Below are 15,597 nucleotides of genomic sequence, written 5' to 3'. Positions count from 1 at the left end.
TTTCTGCGTAAACCTTGGTCAAACAGCCAGTGAGGGACACTATGGCCGATCAAAACGAAGATGCCGCACAACGCCTCCTTGCGATCCGCGCACAGGCTGAAAAGGACGGCTTTGCCGAACGCCTCGACCCCCGGCACGAGGCGCTGCATATCACGCGCGGCGATCTTCTGATCGTGGCCTGCGAGACCGACAAAACCCTTTGGAGCGCGCAACTCGCCGAGGGGATGGATGCGTCCTTGTTGATGCTGCGCGCCACGGGACCCACATGGTTCCGCAGCGCGGAAGTGCATGATTTCATCGACTCTCTGGTCGATGATGGCTTTTTCGATGATTTTGAGGACGTCGTCTTTGTAGGCTCCGGAATTGGCGCCTATGGGGCGGCGGTGTTTTCCGTGGCTCACCCCGGAGCCCATGTGGTTCTGTTGCGTCCTTACGCCAGCCTTGATCCAGATAAGGTCCCATGGGAAACCCGCCAGCGCCGCAACCGCCGCCTGTCGTGGGGGCCCCGCTTTAGCTATGGCCCCGATATGGTCCAAGGGGCGGCGCACGTCACTGTCATCTGTGACCCGACGATCCGCTTTGATGCCATGCACGCCAGCATGTACCACGGTGATCATGTCCTACAGTTGCGCGCGCCCCACGCCGGGCCAGAGTTGTTGACCCATTTGACAGCGATGAAACTGTTGCCGCAGATCATCATGGCCACCAAGGACGGTGCGATGACGCCGTTTCTGTGGGCGCGGATGTGGCGCAAGCGGCGGGGATACGTGCCCTATCTGCGGTCTTTGCTGTCCAAGGTCACGGATGCGGACCGCCCCTACCTTGCGTCCCTGCTCTGCGGCTACGTCACTGCGATCCGCGAAGTGCCCATGTTCGTCAAACACCTGAAATGGGCGAACGAGACCTTGCGCGAACAAGGCCTTGTGCCCCCGGGGGAGCGTAAGAAAGACGACGCGGATCAGACCCCGTAAAGGTCGCCAAACTTGCGCCGTAGATAGCCCAGCAAGGGCTGCGCCGAAGGAGCCGCGCCCGTTGCGCGCGTGATCGTTTCGGTCGGTGTGTACATCCCGCCGGTGGCCTGCACCTCGTCCGACAGCCATCCCGTGACCTCGTGGGCCGCGCCACGCGACAACGGCCCCGCCACGTCCATATCGCGGGACAGCGCCTCATACAGGCACCCGGCGTAGACATTGCCCAGACTGTAGGTCGGGAAGTATCCGAACAGACCCACGGGCCAGTGCACGTCTTGCAACACGCCGTTGGACGGCTTGTCCACGGTCCCGCCAAAGTCCGCGCGGAACCTCTCGTTCCACGCACCCTCCAGATCCGTTACCTCCAGGTCGCCTGCGATCAAGGCCCGCTCCAGATCAAAGCGCAGCATGATGTGCAGGTTGTAGTGCACCTCGTCCGCTTCGGTCCGGATAAAGCCAGAGGCCGCCCGGTTCACCGCGCGATAGAACGCACGCTCAGACGCCACACCGATATCGCCAAAGCGGTCACGCATTTGACCAAACAGCCAGCCGCAGAACGCTTCGGACCGGCCCAATTGGTTTTCGTAGATCCGGCTTTGGCTTTCGTGCACGCCCATGGATACCCCATGCCCCATGGGGGTCAGGGCCAAATCATCGGCGATGTTCTGTTCGTAGCAGGCATGCCCGACCTCGTGGATCGTAGAGTAGATACAGTTGAACGGGTCGCCTTCGTCCACCCGGGTGGTGATCCGCACGTCCCGACCCGACCCGCTCGAGAAAGGGTGCACCGCCAGATCAATGCGGCCCCGGTCCATGTCATAGCCAAAGGCCCGGGCGAGGTCTGCGGACAGCGCCATTTGCGCATCGGCAGGGAAATGACCCGTCACCCGGGGGGCGGGGTCCGCATCCAGCACGGCGGCGCGCAGGGCCACCAGTTCGGGCCGCATCTCCTCAAAGATCGCCGCGATCTCGGCGCTGCTGGCCCCGGGTTCGTAGTCGTCAAGAAGCGCATCGTAAAGCGCGCCACCGGATGCCAGCGCCGCCGCCTCCTCGCGGCGCAGGGCGACCACTTCGGCCAGACGGGGCAGGAACGCGCCCACATCCTCCGCCGCCCGCGCCGCCGCCCACTCCCCTTGGGACAGGGAGGTCACCCGCGCCAGTTCCGACGCAAGGCGCGCAGGCACCTTCTGGTTGCGGGCGTAGCTTATGGCGACAAGGTCCACGAACCGCGCGTCCTGCGCTGTCTCGGGCGCGGCTGCGGCCAGCCATTCGCCCAAGCGCGGGTCCGTGCGGCGCGCGTGCAGCACCCCTTCCATGGCGGCCATTTCCAGCGCGCGTTGCGGGCTGGCCCCACGGGGCATCATGGTTTCCTGATCCCAGCCCAAGCGGCCAGCAACCTGGCCCAAGGCCTCGGTCTCGGCCACGAAGGTGCGCAGGTCGGACAGGGCGCTCATGTCCGCACCGACTGCGTCAGCGGGTACATCGCCCGGTGCCGTGCGCGCACCATGGCCACGATCAACACCACCGCACCGAACTGGTGCAGGATCGCCCATTGGATCGGCACGCCCTCCAGCACGGTCACAATGCCCAGAACCATCTGCACAAGGCACAGGGGGATCAACAGGCCAAATGCTGACCGGATCGAGGCATTGCCGGACCGCCGCGCCAACCACCACGCGGCGATGACCGCACCAAACAGCAGATAGCCCCAAAGGCGGTGGAAAAACTGCACCGTTCCGGGATTGTCGATCAGGTTGCGCCACAGGGGTTCAATATACCACATGTCCACGGGGAAGACGCCGCCGTTCATGGTGGGCCAGTCCCGCACCCAAAGGCCCGCGTCAATGCCCGCCACCAGCGCGCCCCAGATGACTTGGAACAGGCCAAAGCCCAACAGGAACGTGGCCCACCTGCGCCAGCGGGCGGCGCCGCTCCGCCGGGCTACCATCAGCTCCGCCTCCGGTCTGGACAGCGACAGCATGAACCACGCGATCAGGGACAGGATCACAAAGGCCAACCCAAGGTGCGTGGCCAATCGGTAGGACGCGACATCCAGCATGGTGCCCGTCAACCCAGAAGAGACCATCCACCAGCCGATCGCCCCCTGAAGTCCGCCCAATGCCCCGATGCCCACAAGGCGCGGGGTCCAGCCGGGTGGGACTTGGCGCGCGACCAACAGACCCACAAGGCCCACGAACCACACCAGGCCTATGACCCGGCCCAACTGCCGGTGTCCCCATTCCCACCAGTAGATCACCTTGAACTCGGCCATGGTCATGCCCTGGTTCTGCAGCTGATACTCAGGGATAGCGCGGTAGAGCTCGAACTCCGCCTCCCACTCGGCAGTACTCATCGGGGGCATGGCTCCGGACACAGGCGCCCATTCCGTGATCGACAGGCCCGAATCCGTCAGACGCGTCAGACCGCCCACGGCAATCATCAGCACCACCAGGCCGAACAAAACCGCCAACCACGCGCGCACGGCCTTGCGCCCGCCCCGCCGCGCGGCCCGGTCAATGACCCCGGCCTGTGCCGCAGGTTTCTCGGCGCTGTCCACCTCTTCAAAAATCGAACGTCCGGCCATGCTCGTCTCTCCCGTCTTCATTGGGTCGTAAATACCCCTGGGGGGTCTGGGGGCTAGCCCCCAGCGGATCGCGCCCCGCGCGAAACCTATCCCTTGGTCTTCCACCACACCATCTGGCGCAATATGCCGTGAAATGTCTGCACATCGGCGCGGGTCAAGGGCATCCGCGACCATAGGTTGCGCAAATGCTGCTTCATGCCCTCGGCCTTGCCCTCGGGAAAGAAGAAGCCGGCTTCCTCCAGTTGTGTCTCATAGCGGTTCTGCAGCGCCTCGAGCTCCGCCTGCGTGGCCCAGTCCGTGCCGGCCATCTCGACCTCGCGGGCGGCCACAACCTCTGTCTGCCGCCGCCATTCGTACCCCATCAACAACACGCATTGCGCAAGGTTGAGAGAGGGGAAATCCGGGTTCACAGGCACAGATACAATGGCGTTGGCCCGGGCGATGTCATCGTTTTCCAACCCGGCCCGCTCCGGCCCGAACAACACGCCAACCTTTTGCCCGCGCGCGATGCGCTCCGCCGCCTCGGCCATGGCCCCCTCGGGCGAATAGACGGGCTTGGTCAGGTCGCGCTGGCGGGCCGTCGTGGCGAACACGAAGGTGCAATCCTCCACCGCCTGCGCAGTCGTGTCGGTCAGCATGGCCGCGTCCAAAACCCGACCCGCCCCACTGGCCAGCGCCACGGCCCGTTCATTGGGCCAGCCGTCCCGGGGGGCCACGACCCGCATATGCGGCAGGCCAAAGTTCCACATGGCCCGGGCGGCGGCCCCGATGTTTTCGCCCATTTGCGGGCGGACGAGTATGATGGCGGGATGATCCATACGCTTCCTCTAACGGCCTCTCTGACGACCATTGCACGTTTGCGCCCTTGGGCTTACACCACGCGCACGCCCAACGAAAGGCCCCCCGGATGTCCGATATTGAAACGCCGCAAATCTATCTTGTGACCCCGCCCAGCTTTGATCTGGCGGAGTTTCCGACCCGTCTGGCCCAAGTGCTGGACGCACGCGAGGTGGCGTGCATCCGGCTGGCGTTGGCCACCACGGATCAAGACCAGATCGCCCGGGCCGCCGATGCCCTGCGCGAGGTGGCCCATGCCCGAGATCTAGCGCTGGTGATCGACAGCCACGTGGGTCTGGTCGAATCCTTGGGCCTTGACGGTGTCCACCTGCTGGACGGGGCGCGCTCGGTCCGAAAGGTGCGCAGCGATCTGGGGGCCGATGCCATCGTGGGCGCGTTTTGCGCGGACAGCCGCCATGACGGCATGTCCGCAGCCGAACAGGACGCGGATTACGTGGCTTTTGGTCCGGCCGGGGCCACGGATCTGGGCCTTGGCACCCAAGCGCCTGCGGATCTGTTCCAATGGTGGTCCGAAATGATCGAAGTGCCGGTCGTCGCCCAAGGGGCCTTGGACGTGGCCACCGTGGCGGCTTTGGCGGACAAAACCGATTTCTTTGCCGTGGGTGAAGAGATTTGGAACACGCCGGACGCGGTGGCGGCCCTCCACACCCTGCTGGCCCCGCTGGACTAGGGCGCGATCCCCTCAGCCTGCAACCCATTGCGCACGACAGCTTCGCAGCGCGCGGCCATCTCCTTGCGGCCCGCCACATCCGTCACGGCGATAGGGTCATGATAGATCACCACCACGCGCCCCTGACGCGGGGCCGCCAGCACCTTGAGCAGGTGGGGCCCGAAATCCATATCCCCCCACCACCCATAGAACCGGTCGTCGGCGCCCGCGGGCGGGTGATAGGCGACGCTGACGGGCTGGATCATCAGATCGCGGGGCATGTCGAGGGTGAAGAACGCCGCGAAAAGCGTTGATTTGAATGGTAAAACCCTGCGCGCATCCGTGCTGGTGCCCTCTGGGAAAAACAACAGCTTGTGACCTATGGCGATGCGATCCTCGAAGATCTGTTGCTGGCGCTTGGCGTCGGCCTTCTTGCGGGCGATGAACACCGTTCCCGTGGCGCGCGCCAGCCAGCCGATGCCGGGCCAGCCCGCCACCTCTGCCTTGGACACGAAGTAGATGCGTTTCGAGGCGTTCAGGGTGAAAATGTCCAGCCACGACCCGTGATTGGCCACGATCGCCCCGTGGGTCGGCAGGGGCGTGCCGCGCACCTCGCGCCCCATGCCCAGCACCACAAAGGCGCTGCGGCAAACAAACTGGGTGATGTAGGGTGTCACGGGCCGCGCCGCGCCGCACAGGGGCCGCTCGATCACGCGAAGGGCCAGCAGCAGCGCCAGACAGCCGAAGGTGATCGTGCCCAGCACCATTCCGCGCGTCACGATCCGCACCCAGTCCAGCGCACCAAACCGGGGCGGCGCGGGTTCGGGGGGCATGTCGGGCCAGTGGCTCATGACGGGTCTTTCGTATACAGGGCGCGGGTCCGCGCGTTCATGCGGGCCGTATCCATGATCAGGCACACGTCCGTGGTGTTGAAGGCGTGATCGACCCAAGCCCCCTGCCCGACAAAACCGCCCAGGCGCAAGTATGCCTTGATCAGGGCCGGCACGGCCTTCATCGCCGCCGCGCGGTCGATCTGGTCCGGGGGCAGCCTGTCCATGGGCACAGCGGTCGCGCCATGAGCCGTGACGCGCAAGGCGGGCGGGGCAAGATGGCGGTCGTGCAACAGGGACAGGGACGGGGCCAGCGCATCCACATCCGTGCCATGGAAGGAGGCGACGCCGAACATCACCTCGATCCCGTGGTCCGCCACATACTCCGCCAAGGCCTGCCACAGCACCAGCATGCCCGCCCCGCCGCGGTAGTCCGGGTGGAGGCAGGACCGGCCCAGCTCCAACAGACGACGGTTCGAGGCCAACAGCGGCGACAGATCGAACTCCTCGGCCGAGTACCACCCCCGCACGCGCCGCCTGTTCCGCGCGCAGCACCCGGTAGACGCCGACAACGGGATCATCGGCGCGGGCATGATCCAGCAACAACAGGTGATCTGCATGGGCGTCGAAGCGGTCACATTCCAACTCCGCCTTGTGATCGACCATGGGACCCGTGCCGCCCAACTCCTGCACGAACACCTGATACCGCAGGCGCTGTGCCGCGATCAGGTCGCCCTTTGTGTGGGCCAAACGGGTTTCAAACTGGGGCGGCATGGGGTCCCTCGCGTCTGGGCGGGACGTAGCAGAGCCTTGGCGCAGGATCAAACCAGACAAATGCCTGCTCCCGTGATAACCTTTGGTTAACCTTATATGCGCAAGTGTTAGGCAAACAGGGGCGCCAGGGCGACGAACCGACCGTCGATTACCACCTTGCCCTGGTGTTCAAAGTTCACGGTGATGCGCCCGCCGATGTTGGATTGCACTTGGCCCTTGCCCCAATCAGGTTGGCCGGGATGCAGAACCAGCTGCCCCGGTTCAAGTAACGCATTGAGATCAGACATGGAAAGGCCCCTTACGATGGAAACAACAGACCGCACCGTGGATTTGGCCGCCCTTGTGGCGTCGCGCCTGTGTCATGATTTGATTAGCCCAATTGGCGCGATTGGCAATGGCCTGGAGCTGATGGAGTTGGCGGGCGCCTCGGGCGGCGAGGAAATCGAGCTGATCCGCAACAGTGTGCAGGCCGCCAGCGCGCGTGTCCAATTCTACCGCATTGCCTTTGGGTCGGGCGCGGGCGACGGCCCCATCCCCGTGGCCGAGGCGCAGGCGACCATCGCGGGCCATTTCCGGGACAGCCGCACAGATGTGGCGTGGGAGGCAGAGGCGGCGCAGGCCCGGTCCGAAACGCGGCTCGCCTTTCTGGCCCTGTCCTGCCTTGAAACCGCCATGGCGTGGGGGGGACAGATCGAGGTGCGCCGATCCGCAGAGGCCTGGGTTCTGCACGCCAGCGCGGATCGGTTCCGCATCGAAGAGGCGCTGTGGTCCGGGCTGGCTTCGGGTCGCTATCCCGGCGATCTATCCGGGGGTCAGGTGCAGTTCGGCCTGTTGGTCGAGGCCAGCCGCGCCGCGCGCCGCCCCATTTCCGTGACGCGCCGGGACACCGCCCTGAGCCTGCTGATCTGATCGGTGGATGGGGGCGCTGTCCCCACGGGGACGCATAGCCGAACCAAGTCAGACGGGTTTCAAGCTGTCGCGGAACCGACGCGCGTTGGCTTGGTAGCTTTCGGCGGATTTGATCAAGTTGGCCCGCGTGGCCTCGTCCAGCATCCGAACGGCTCGGGCAGGGCTGCCAAGCACCATGGACCCCTCGGGGATCACCTTGCCTTCAGTCACCAAGGACCCCGCCCCCACCAGCGCACCTGCGCCGATCTTGGCCCCGTTCAGGATCACAGCCCCCATGCCGATCAAGGCGCCCGCGCCAATCTCGCAGCCGTGCAGGGTCACGCCGTGGCCAATGGTGCAATCCGCACCGATCACCAGCGGATAGCCCATGTCCGTGTGTAGAATGCAGTTTTCCTGCACGTTGCTGCCGCGTCCCACGGTGATCCGCTCGTTGTCCCCGCGCAAGGTGCAGCCGAACCAGACAGAGCTGTCGGCCTCTAGCGTCACCTTTCCCATCACATGGGCCCCGGGCGCGATCCAGGCGGTGGGGTCAACCTGCGGGGCGATATCGTTAAGGGCATAGATCATGCGGTGTGTTCCTTGAATTCGGCGTTCAGGTCGCGGACGAAACCGGACAGGCCCGGCTGGCGGTCGCGGTGCAACCGCTCTCCGGTCAGGATGGTGGTCAGGCGGTCGAAGGTTGTGTCCAGATCGTCGTTGACCAGCACATAGTCGTACTCCGCCCAGTGGCTGATCTCGGCCTCGGCCTGGGCCATACGCTTGGCGATGGTCTCGTCGCTGTCTTGGGCACGGGTGTGCAGGCGGCGTTCCAGCTCCGCGATGGAGGGGGGCAGGATGAAGATCGACACCACATCCTTTGACAGGGTGGAGTTGCGCACCTGCTGCCCGCCCTGCCAGTCAATGTCAAAGATCACGTCACGCCCGGCCTCGATCGCGGTTTGCACCGGGGCACGGGGGGATCCGTAGAGGTTCTCGAACACCTCGGCGTGTTCCAACATCTCGCCTTGCTCGATCATCGCCTCGAATTCCGCCCGGCTGCGGAAATAGTATTCGCGGCCGTCCACCTCGCCCGGGCGCGGGGCGCGCGTGGTGGCGGACACCGAAAACGACAGCGTCGTGTCCCACGCCATCAACCGTTTGGCCAAGGTGGATTTGCCCGCGCCCGAGGGCGAGGACAGGATGATCAACAGCCCCCGGCGTTGCATTTCATTCGACATTTTGCACCTGTTCCCGCATCTGATCTATCACCACTTTTAGCGCCAGCCCAAGGGTGGTCAATTCGCTAAACTGAGCCTTGGCGCACAGGGTGTTGGCCTCGCGGTTGAACTCCTGTGTCAGGAAATCCAGCTTGCGGCCAACGGGGCCGTCCTCGGCCAACAGGGCGCGGGCGGCGGTGACGTGGGCGCGCAGGCGGTCCAACTCTTCGGTCACGTCGGCCTTGATCGCAAGGGTGGCGATGTCCTGGGCCACCCGATCCGCATCCAGACGGTCGTCATCGAGCAGGCGGGCCATGGCGGCGCGGTAGGTCTGGGCCATGTGATCGGCGCGGGCGGTGGTCAGGGCCGTGGCCCGCGCGGTCAGGTCGGCGATCTGGGTGACTTGGTCGGACAGCACAGCATGCAGGGCGGCCCCTTCGGCGGCGCGCATGGCCGTGAAATCGGTGATCAACGCGTCCAGATCCTCCATCAGCGCGTCCAAGGTCACGCCCGCCTCGGGGCCTGTGCCCACCTCAAACACACCGCGCAGGGACAGCACATCCGCCGCCGTGGGCGCCGTCAGCGCGACATGGGCGTCCTGCGCTGCTGCCTCCACCTCAGCCATGGCGCTCAGGGCGATGTGCAGGGCGTCCGGGTTGATCCGGGGCAGCCCCGCTGCCTCGCCCCGCGCGCCGAGCTTCAAGGACAGGCTGACGTTGCCCCGGACGCAGGCCGCGCCGATGGCCTTGCGGATGGCGGCCTCTGTCCCCGTGGGGACACCCTCTGGCAGGCGCAGGCGCACATCCAGCCCGCGCGCATTCACACTGCGCAGATCCCACGCCCGGCGCGCGCTGCCGTCCCCCGCCTCTCGGGCCGCGAACCCTGTCATTGAGTGCATGTGCATCCCCCTGTCCGCCCCGTGCTAGCCCATGGACCCGCCGACGTTAAGGATGTTGACCAAAATAGGGCAAAATTTGGGTCAACTGGTGCTATATTAAGGCAAGAGTAAGGAAGTTTGCCCAAGCTGAACCGGGGCAAACCGAAGGCAACAGGATCGAAGGGTTTGACGATGGACACGACTTTAGACACCCGCCCGAACGGGTCGATGACATTCCTGAAGGAAAAGCTGGCCCGACAGGACCCCACCCTTGCCGAGATCTTTCGGTATTGGGACAGTCTGCGCGCAGGCCGCCCCATGCCCGCACGCACGGATCTGGACCCCCGCGTGATCCAAGGGGTGCTGGGCCATGCCATGATTCTGGATCGCGCGCGCCCGGGCACCGTACGGATGCGGGTGGCAGGGGCGCACCTGAACGATCTGATGGGGATGGAGGTGCGCGGCATGCCCATCCGCGCCCTGTTCGAGCTGACAGACCGCACCCGCCTGATGCAGGGGGTGGAGCGTGTGTTTACGGACGCCGCGGTGCTGGAGCTTGATCTGGCCTCCGAAACCGAAGGGCGCGCCCCTCTTGTCGGGCGCATGATCCTGCTGCCCATGACCGACCAAGAGGGACAGGTGACCAAGGCCCTTGGCGCGCTGGTCACCACCGGGGCGATTGGCCACGCGCCACGCCGCTTTGGCATCAAACGTGAACAGCTGACCCCTGTGGGGGCCACCCCAGCCGCCCCCAAACGCACCATCCCCGGCTTGGCAGAGGCGCAGGCGCGCTACGACCCCCTGCCCCGCAATACACCACACGTAGATGCCACCCGGCTGCTGGAAACCGCCGTACCATGGCTGAAGGTCGTGAAGTCCTGAACGCAAAAGGCGCCCCGAGGGACGCCTTTTTATCTTATTATCAGTGCCTTAAACGGCGGCGCGCTGCGCCTCGCGGCTGCCGCTCAACTCTTCGGCGACGAGGAAAGCCAGTTCCAGCGACTGGCTGGCGTTCAGGCGCGGATCGCAAGCAGTGTGGTAGCGGCTGGACAGATCCTCGTCCGTCACATCGCGCAGACCGCCCGTGCACTCGGTCACGTCCTTGCCGGTCATCTCGAAATGCACGCCGCCGGGGACGGTGCCCTCGGCCCGGTGAATACCGAAGAATTCCTGCACTTCGCGCAGCACACTCTCGAAGGGCCGCGTCTTGTATCCTGTCGAGGATTTGATCGTGTTCCCGTGCATCGGATCACAGGACCAGACGACATTGGCCCCCTCTTCCTGCACGGTCTTGATCAAGCGGGGCAGATGATCTCCCACGGACCCGGCACCAAAGCGCGCGATCAGGGTCAGACGCCCCGCCTCGTTTTCGGGGTTCAACTTGGCCATCAGCACCTTGAGGTCCTCGGCAGTCGTGGTCGGGCCGCATTTCAACCCAATGGGATTCTGTACGCCGGAACAGAATTCCACGTGCGCCCCATCTGGCTGTCGCGTGCGGTCGCCAATCCAGATCATGTGGCCGGACCCTGCGATGGTGGCCCCCGTGGTGCTGTCCACACGGGTCAGCGCCTCTTCATACTCCAACAACAGCGCCTCGTGGCTGGTGTAGAAATCCACTGTAGACAGTTCGGCATTGTTGTCCGCAGACAGACCGGCGGCGGACATGAAATCAAGGCTGTCCTGAATGCGCCCCGCCATGTCGCGGTATTTCTGGGACCAATCGTCGGTGGTGCCAAGGGTCCAGGCGTGCACCTGATGGATGTCCGCGAACCCGCCCGTCGAAAACGCGCGCAACAGGTTCAAAGAGGCCGCCGCCTGGGTATAGGCCTGCAACATCTTGTCAGGGTTGGGGATACGAGCCTCGGGGGTGAAGTCCAGCTCGTTGATAATGTCGCCCCGGTAGCTGGGCAGTTCCAGCCCATCCTTGACCTCGGTGGGGGCAGAGCGCGGCTTGGCAAACTGCCCCGCCATGCGCCCGATTTTGACCACGGGCACCTTGGCCCCGTAGGTCAGCACCATGGCCATCTGCAACATCACCTTGAAGGTGTCGCGGATGTTATCGGCGGAAAACTCTCCAAAGCTTTCGGCACAATCACCGCCCTGCAACAAAAACCCCTCGCCGCGCGACACGGCGGCCAGTTCCCGGCGCAAACGGCGCGCCTCGCCCGCAAAAACCAGCGGAGGATACTGACGCAGCTGCGCCTCGGTGCGGGCCAGCGCCTCGGCATCGGGGTAGTCCGGCATCTGGATGCGCGGCTTGTTGCGCCAGGTCGATTTGGTCCAAGCAGTCATGGTCTGTCCTCCGTCATCCACGGGCGGTCCGATGGGCCGTGGAAGCCCCTTTATACCCATGTTGCGGCGGGGTTCCAGACCGCGATGACAGCGCTACCAAGGAAAGTCTGCCTTGAAAGACGCCCCATTTCCTGTTTTCGGTGGTCCATGGCCCAAAAAGAGGCTGCGCACGACAAGGAAAGCCAATGTCCACTTTGCCCCGGCCCGAAGACGGCAAGCCCAAACGCTTCGTATTCGTGCTGCTGCCAAACTTCACCATGTTGTGTTTTGCCTGCGCGGTCGAGGCCCTGCGCATCGCCAACCGCATGGCCGGCCGCGAGCTGTACAGTTGGACCCTATCGTCCGATGGCGGCGAATTCGTGCAGTGTTCCAACAACATCGAATACCGGGTCGACACCGACTTGTCCGAATTGACCCGCGACGACACCATCGTGCTGTGCGGTGGGATCGACGTGGCGGCTGCGTCCACCAAGCGCATTCTGAACTGGCTGCGCCGCGAAGCCCGCAAGGGGGCCACCATCGCAGGCCTGTGTACGGCGGCCCACACCTTGGCCAAGGCGGGCCTGTTGGACGGCAAACGCGCCACAATCCACTGGGAAAACCAGGACAGCTTTGCCGAGGAATTTGAGGAGGTCGAGCTGACCAAGTCCGTGTTCGTGATCGACGGAAACAGAATGACAACCGCGGGGGGCACGGCCTCGATTGACTTGATGCTGAAACTGATCGCCTCGGATCACGGCGAAGATCTGGCGTCCATGGTGGCCGACCAGTTGATCTACACCTCGATCCGCACGGATCAGGACACCCAACGCCTGTCCATCCCCACCCGCATCGGCGTGCGCCACCCCAAGCTGGCGCAGGTGATCCGGATGATGGAGCAAAACATCGAGGATCCGATCAGCCCCTCCATCCTTGCGTCCGATGTCGGTATGTCCACGCGCCAGCTGGAGCGATTGTTCCGCCGCTACCTCAACCGCTCGCCCAAACGCTACTACATGGAAATCCGCCTGGGCAAAGCCCGCAACCTGTTGATGCAAACGGATATGAGCGTGATCAACGTGGCACTGGCCTGCGGTTTTGCCTCGCCCTCTCATTTCTCAAAATGCTATCGCGCGCATTACAACACCACTCCCTACCGCGAACGCGGCACCCAAGCGGCACGGGGCTAGACGGTTTCGCCTTACGGCGATCCGCTGGGGCTCTGCCCCAGACCCCGAGGGTATTTTTTGAACAATGAGGGCGGGCCTTTACGCTTATTTTACCAAGACGGTACATGATGCATGGGCGGTACAGGCGGAGGCGCCGATGACCGTGAACGATGAGGGCCCCTGTTCAGATGAGCAGGGGTTCTTTTCCTTAAGCACCGCGGCTCCTCCTCATTGTTCAAAAAATACCCTCGGAGGTTTGGAGGCAGAGCCTCCAATTCGGCGCAGCCGAAACACAAAACGGCGCCCGGAGGCGCCGTTTCAAACATCACTTAAACAGCGATCAGCTGTTTTCCGTGATGAACTTTACGGCATCGCCGAAGGTCTGGATCGACTCGGCGGCGTCGTCTGGGATTTCGATCCCGAACTCTTCTTCGAAGGCCATGACCAGCTCGACCGTGTCGAGTGAGTCGGCGCCCAGATCGTCGATGAAGGACGCACCCTCTACAACTTTGTCTTCGTCCACACCCAGGTGCTCAACTACTTTTTTACGCACGCGATCTGCGATGTCGCTCATGGTCTTTCCTCACGATTTGGGCTTGCCCGCCCCAGTTTATTCCATCTCGGCCCGACCGCCCGGTGCGGGGGTGCATATGCCCCAAGGCGACCTTCGTGTGACAAAGGAAATTGGCCCGATTGGCGCTGCCTATAGCACAAGGGGCGGGCAGCGCAAATCATTTCACACGTCGCGTCTTGGCCCCTACAGCATCGCCATCCCGCCGTTCACGTGCAAGGTCGTGCCCGTGACATAAGCGGCCTCGGGGCTGGCAAGGTAAAGGGTGGCGGCGGCGATCTCTGCCGGGGTGCCCATGCGACCTGCGGGGATCTGGCCGTCAATGGCAGCTTTTTGATCATCGGTCAGCTTGTCGGTCATGGCCGTGGCGATGAACCCCGGCGCGACTGCGTTCACAGTGATACCCCGGCTTGCGACTTCGTAGGCCAGGGCCTTGCCCATGCCGATCATGCCTGCCTTGGCGGCGGCGTAGTTGCCCTGGCCCGGGTTGCCTGTGGCCCCCACGATCGAGCTGATGTTGACGATCCGCCCCCACCGCGCCTTCATCATGCCCCGCATCACGCCCTTGGACAGCTTGAAGGCCGCCGTCAGGTTGACGTCCAGCACGGACTGCCATTCGTCGTCGGACATGCGCATGAACAGGTTGTCGCGGGTGATGCCCGCGTTGTTGACGAGGATATCCACGGCCCCCATGGCGGCGATGGCCTGTTTGGGAAGGGCGGCGACCGCCTCCGGATCGCTGAGGTTGGCGGGCAGGACATGGGCGCGGTCGCCCAGTTCGGACGCCAACGCCTGCAGCGGGTCCACCCGGGTGCCATGCAGGCCCACGGTGGCGCCTGCGGCGTGCAGGGTGCGGGCGATCTCGGCCCCGATCCCGCCAGAGGCGCCGGTCACAAGGGCGCATTTTCCTGTCAGATCAAACATATATCTCTCTCCTCAAAATTGTGGCTCAGACGGTCAGGGCCGCTTTGACATCCTCGGGTGTGCCAATGGCACGCGCGGTCACGGACTTGTCGATGCGCTTGATCATGCCAGACAGGGCCTTGCCTGCGCCGATCTCCCACGCTTCGGTCACGCCTTGGGCCGCCAGCCACATCACGCTTTCGCGCCAGCGCACGGACCCTGTGACCTGTTCGACCAGCAGGGTGCGGATGGTGTCGGGGTCGCTGACCGCCTCGGCGCGCACATTGGCCACGAGGGGCACGGCCGGGGCGGACAGGGTGACACCCGCCAGCGCCTCGGCCATCACATCCGCTGCGGGCTGCATCAGGGCGCAGTGAAACGGGGCGGACACCGGCAGCAGCATGGCCCGTCGCGCACCCGCCTCTTTGGCCAGATCGACCGCGCGTTGCACGGCGGCCTTGCTGCCCGAGACGACCACTTGGCCGGGGTCATTGTCGTTGGCGGCCTGGCAGACCTCGCCCTGTGCGGCAGCCTCGGCTACTGCCGTCACGGCGGCGAAATCGAGCCCCAGGACAGCCGCCATGGCCCCTTCGCCCACGGGAACGGCGGCCTGCATCGCCTCGCCGCGCGTGCGCAACAGGCGGGCGGCGTCGCCCACGGACAGGGCCCCGGCGGCGGTCAGGGCGGAATACTCACCCAGCGAGTGGCCGGCCACATAGGCCGCTGTCTCGGCCAGCACGACGCCCTCGACTTCCAACGCGCGCAGGGCTGCGATCGAGGTTGCCATCAACGCAGGCTGGGCGTTGCGGGTCAGGGTCAGCTCGGTGATGTCGCCTTCCCAAATCAGGCCGGACAGGTCTTGGCCCAAGGCCTCGTCCACCTCGGCGAACACTTTGGCTGCCTCGGGATAGGTGTCGGCAAGCGCCTTGCCCATGCCGATGGTCTGGGCCCCTTGGCCGGGAAATACGAAGGCTTTGGTCATCGCGCACTCTCCTGCTTGTTTGCCCCGGTCTAGCCCCTGACGCCGCCCGCGAC

The 15,597-nt window shown here is 64.6% G+C and carries 17 protein-coding genes and 1 pseudogene; 5 read left to right on the top strand and 13 right to left on the bottom strand.

The genetic code is table 11. The features are described 5' to 3' along the window. Positions 1 to 41 precede the first annotated feature (41 nt). Positions 42 to 971 (top strand): phosphoadenosine phosphosulfate reductase, encoded by a 930-nt coding sequence (locus tag ACZ1G0_RS07910; RefSeq protein WP_472736445.1) that lies wholly within the window; start codon positions 42 to 44, stop codon positions 969 to 971. On the opposite strand, the gene ACZ1G0_RS07905 is transcribed toward ACZ1G0_RS07910, so the two are convergent. The 3 genes from ACZ1G0_RS07905 to ACZ1G0_RS07895 form a co-directional block, all read right to left on the bottom strand. Continuing rightward, a complete protein-coding gene (locus ACZ1G0_RS07905) occupies positions 959 to 2,425 on the bottom strand; it encodes a carboxypeptidase M32 (RefSeq protein ID WP_472736444.1) in 1,467 nt (488 codons plus the stop codon). The genes ACZ1G0_RS07910 and ACZ1G0_RS07905 overlap by 13 nt on opposite strands. After that, entirely contained in the window at positions 2,422 to 3,555 is a 1,134-nt protein-coding gene (ctaA, locus tag ACZ1G0_RS07900; protein ID WP_472736443.1) for a heme A synthase, read from the bottom strand. Before ctaA ends, ACZ1G0_RS07905 begins: the two co-directional genes overlap by 4 nt. Before the next feature lie 86 nt (positions 3,556 to 3,641). After that, the gene (locus ACZ1G0_RS07895; protein WP_472736442.1) at positions 3,642 to 4,373 is read right to left on the bottom strand and encodes an RNA methyltransferase; all 732 of its coding nucleotides are present in this window, start codon (positions 4,371 to 4,373) and stop codon (positions 3,642 to 3,644) included. Between the two features lie 89 nt (positions 4,374 to 4,462). On the opposite strand from ACZ1G0_RS07895, the gene ACZ1G0_RS07890 reads away from it, so the two are divergent. Next, positions 4,463 to 5,083 carry a thiamine phosphate synthase gene (locus ACZ1G0_RS07890; protein ID WP_472736441.1) on the top strand — a complete coding sequence of 207 codons (621 nt, stop codon included), beginning with the start codon at positions 4,463 to 4,465 and terminating at the stop codon, positions 5,081 to 5,083. Here ACZ1G0_RS07890 and olsA read toward each other — a convergent pair. The 3 genes and pseudogenes from olsA to ACZ1G0_RS07875 all read right to left on the bottom strand — a co-directional run bounded on the left by olsA (position 5,080) and on the right by ACZ1G0_RS07875 (position 6,953). After that, positions 5,080 to 5,913, bottom strand: a complete 834-nt coding sequence (gene olsA / locus ACZ1G0_RS07885; protein WP_472736440.1) for a lyso-ornithine lipid O-acyltransferase — start codon at positions 5,911 to 5,913, stop codon at positions 5,080 to 5,082. The genes ACZ1G0_RS07890 and olsA overlap by 4 nt on opposite strands. Further along, a pseudogene (locus tag ACZ1G0_RS07880) lies at positions 5,910 to 6,558 on the bottom strand (GNAT family N-acetyltransferase). The gene olsA and the pseudogene ACZ1G0_RS07880 overlap by 4 nt, the downstream one beginning before the upstream one ends. Positions 6,559 to 6,773: 215 nt before the next feature. Beyond that, on the bottom strand, positions 6,774 to 6,953 hold the full coding sequence (locus tag ACZ1G0_RS07875; RefSeq protein WP_472736439.1) for a DUF3553 domain-containing protein: 180 nt from the start codon (positions 6,951 to 6,953) through the stop codon (positions 6,774 to 6,776). A 16-nt stretch (positions 6,954 to 6,969) separates the two neighbouring features. On the opposite strand from ACZ1G0_RS07875, the gene ACZ1G0_RS07870 reads away from it, so the two are divergent. Further along, complete coding sequence (locus ACZ1G0_RS07870; RefSeq protein WP_472736438.1) at positions 6,970 to 7,575, top strand: histidine phosphotransferase family protein; 606 nt, start codon at positions 6,970 to 6,972, stop codon at positions 7,573 to 7,575. 48 nt (positions 7,576 to 7,623) lie between these two features. On the opposite strand, the gene ACZ1G0_RS07865 is transcribed toward ACZ1G0_RS07870, so the two are convergent. The 3 genes from ACZ1G0_RS07865 to ACZ1G0_RS07855 are packed head-to-tail and all read right to left on the bottom strand — an operon-like array spanning position 7,624 to position 9,669. Further along, positions 7,624 to 8,142: a gamma carbonic anhydrase family protein gene (locus ACZ1G0_RS07865; RefSeq protein ID WP_472736437.1), complete on the bottom strand. Its 519-nt coding sequence runs from the start codon at positions 8,140 to 8,142 to the stop codon at positions 7,624 to 7,626. After that, complete coding sequence (gmk, locus tag ACZ1G0_RS07860) at positions 8,139 to 8,780, bottom strand: guanylate kinase (RefSeq protein WP_472737782.1); 642 nt, start codon at positions 8,778 to 8,780, stop codon at positions 8,139 to 8,141. Before gmk ends, ACZ1G0_RS07865 begins: the two co-directional genes overlap by 4 nt. 1 nt (position 8,781) lies before the next feature. After that, complete coding sequence (locus ACZ1G0_RS07855) at positions 8,782 to 9,669, bottom strand: YicC/YloC family endoribonuclease (RefSeq protein WP_472736436.1); 888 nt, start codon at positions 9,667 to 9,669, stop codon at positions 8,782 to 8,784. Positions 9,670 to 9,840: 171 nt separating this feature from the next. Between ACZ1G0_RS07855 and ACZ1G0_RS07850 the strand changes: the two genes are divergently transcribed. Then, positions 9,841 to 10,530 carry a PAS domain-containing protein gene (locus ACZ1G0_RS07850; RefSeq protein WP_472736435.1) on the top strand — a complete coding sequence of 230 codons (690 nt, stop codon included), beginning with the start codon at positions 9,841 to 9,843 and terminating at the stop codon, positions 10,528 to 10,530. 48 nt (positions 10,531 to 10,578) lie between these two features. Here the strand turns inward: ACZ1G0_RS07850 and ACZ1G0_RS07845 are convergent, their stop codons facing one another. Then, on the bottom strand, positions 10,579 to 11,940 hold the full coding sequence (locus tag ACZ1G0_RS07845; protein ID WP_472736434.1) for a class II 3-deoxy-7-phosphoheptulonate synthase: 1,362 nt from the start codon (positions 11,938 to 11,940) through the stop codon (positions 10,579 to 10,581). Between the two features lie 185 nt (positions 11,941 to 12,125). Here ACZ1G0_RS07845 and ACZ1G0_RS07840 point away from each other — a divergent pair, with 185 nt between their 5' ends. Beyond that, positions 12,126 to 13,109, top strand: a complete 984-nt coding sequence (locus ACZ1G0_RS07840) for a GlxA family transcriptional regulator (protein WP_472736433.1) — start codon at positions 12,126 to 12,128, stop codon at positions 13,107 to 13,109. A gap of 319 nt (positions 13,110 to 13,428) precedes the next feature. On the opposite strand, the gene ACZ1G0_RS07835 is transcribed toward ACZ1G0_RS07840, so the two are convergent. The 3 genes from ACZ1G0_RS07835 to fabD all read right to left on the bottom strand — a co-directional run bounded on the left by ACZ1G0_RS07835 (position 13,429) and on the right by fabD (position 15,544). Further along, entirely contained in the window at positions 13,429 to 13,662 is a 234-nt protein-coding gene (locus ACZ1G0_RS07835) for an acyl carrier protein (RefSeq protein ID WP_472736432.1), read from the bottom strand. Between the two features lie 183 nt (positions 13,663 to 13,845). Continuing rightward, on the bottom strand, positions 13,846 to 14,583 hold the full coding sequence (gene fabG / locus ACZ1G0_RS07830; protein WP_472736431.1) for a 3-oxoacyl-[acyl-carrier-protein] reductase: 738 nt from the start codon (positions 14,581 to 14,583) through the stop codon (positions 13,846 to 13,848). 25 nt (positions 14,584 to 14,608) lie between these two features. Next, positions 14,609 to 15,544 (bottom strand): ACP S-malonyltransferase, encoded by a 936-nt coding sequence (gene fabD / locus ACZ1G0_RS07825; protein WP_472736430.1) that lies wholly within the window; start codon positions 15,542 to 15,544, stop codon positions 14,609 to 14,611. Between the last annotated feature and the right edge of the window lie 53 nt (positions 15,545 to 15,597).

This window comes from Thalassobacter sp. HA4-2 (genome assembly GCF_055693705.1).
Note: the sequence above shows the minus strand (reverse complement) of the source record. Positions and strands in the feature narration are given on the sequence as shown.

Coding starts and splice junctions, on each gene's coding strand:
- ACZ1G0_RS07910 (WP_472736445.1), top strand. CDS start 42: ATGGCCGATCAAAACGAAGATGCCGCACAACGCCTCCTTGCGATCCGC.
- ACZ1G0_RS07905 (WP_472736444.1), bottom strand. CDS start 2,425: ATGAGCGCCCTGTCCGACCTGCGCACCTTCGTGGCCGAGACCGAGGCC.
- ctaA (WP_472736443.1), bottom strand. CDS start 3,555: ATGGCCGGACGTTCGATTTTTGAAGAGGTGGACAGCGCCGAGAAACCT.
- ACZ1G0_RS07895 (WP_472736442.1), bottom strand. CDS start 4,373: ATGGATCATCCCGCCATCATACTCGTCCGCCCGCAAATGGGCGAAAAC.
- ACZ1G0_RS07890 (WP_472736441.1), top strand. CDS start 4,463: ATGTCCGATATTGAAACGCCGCAAATCTATCTTGTGACCCCGCCCAGC.
- olsA (WP_472736440.1), bottom strand. CDS start 5,913: ATGAGCCACTGGCCCGACATGCCCCCCGAACCCGCGCCGCCCCGGTTT.
- ACZ1G0_RS07875 (WP_472736439.1), bottom strand. CDS start 6,953: ATGTCTGATCTCAATGCGTTACTTGAACCGGGGCAGCTGGTTCTGCAT.
- ACZ1G0_RS07870 (WP_472736438.1), top strand. CDS start 6,970: ATGGAAACAACAGACCGCACCGTGGATTTGGCCGCCCTTGTGGCGTCG.
- ACZ1G0_RS07865 (WP_472736437.1), bottom strand. CDS start 8,142: ATGATCTATGCCCTTAACGATATCGCCCCGCAGGTTGACCCCACCGCC.
- gmk (WP_472737782.1), bottom strand. CDS start 8,780: ATGCAACGCCGGGGGCTGTTGATCATCCTGTCCTCGCCCTCGGGCGCG.
- ACZ1G0_RS07855 (WP_472736436.1), bottom strand. CDS start 9,669: ATGCACTCAATGACAGGGTTCGCGGCCCGAGAGGCGGGGGACGGCAGC.
- ACZ1G0_RS07850 (WP_472736435.1), top strand. CDS start 9,841: ATGGACACGACTTTAGACACCCGCCCGAACGGGTCGATGACATTCCTG.
- ACZ1G0_RS07845 (WP_472736434.1), bottom strand. CDS start 11,940: ATGACTGCTTGGACCAAATCGACCTGGCGCAACAAGCCGCGCATCCAG.
- ACZ1G0_RS07840 (WP_472736433.1), top strand. CDS start 12,126: ATGTCCACTTTGCCCCGGCCCGAAGACGGCAAGCCCAAACGCTTCGTA.
- ACZ1G0_RS07835 (WP_472736432.1), bottom strand. CDS start 13,662: ATGAGCGACATCGCAGATCGCGTGCGTAAAAAAGTAGTTGAGCACCTG.
- fabG (WP_472736431.1), bottom strand. CDS start 14,583: ATGTTTGATCTGACAGGAAAATGCGCCCTTGTGACCGGCGCCTCTGGC.
- fabD (WP_472736430.1), bottom strand. CDS start 15,544: ATGACCAAAGCCTTCGTATTTCCCGGCCAAGGGGCCCAGACCATCGGC.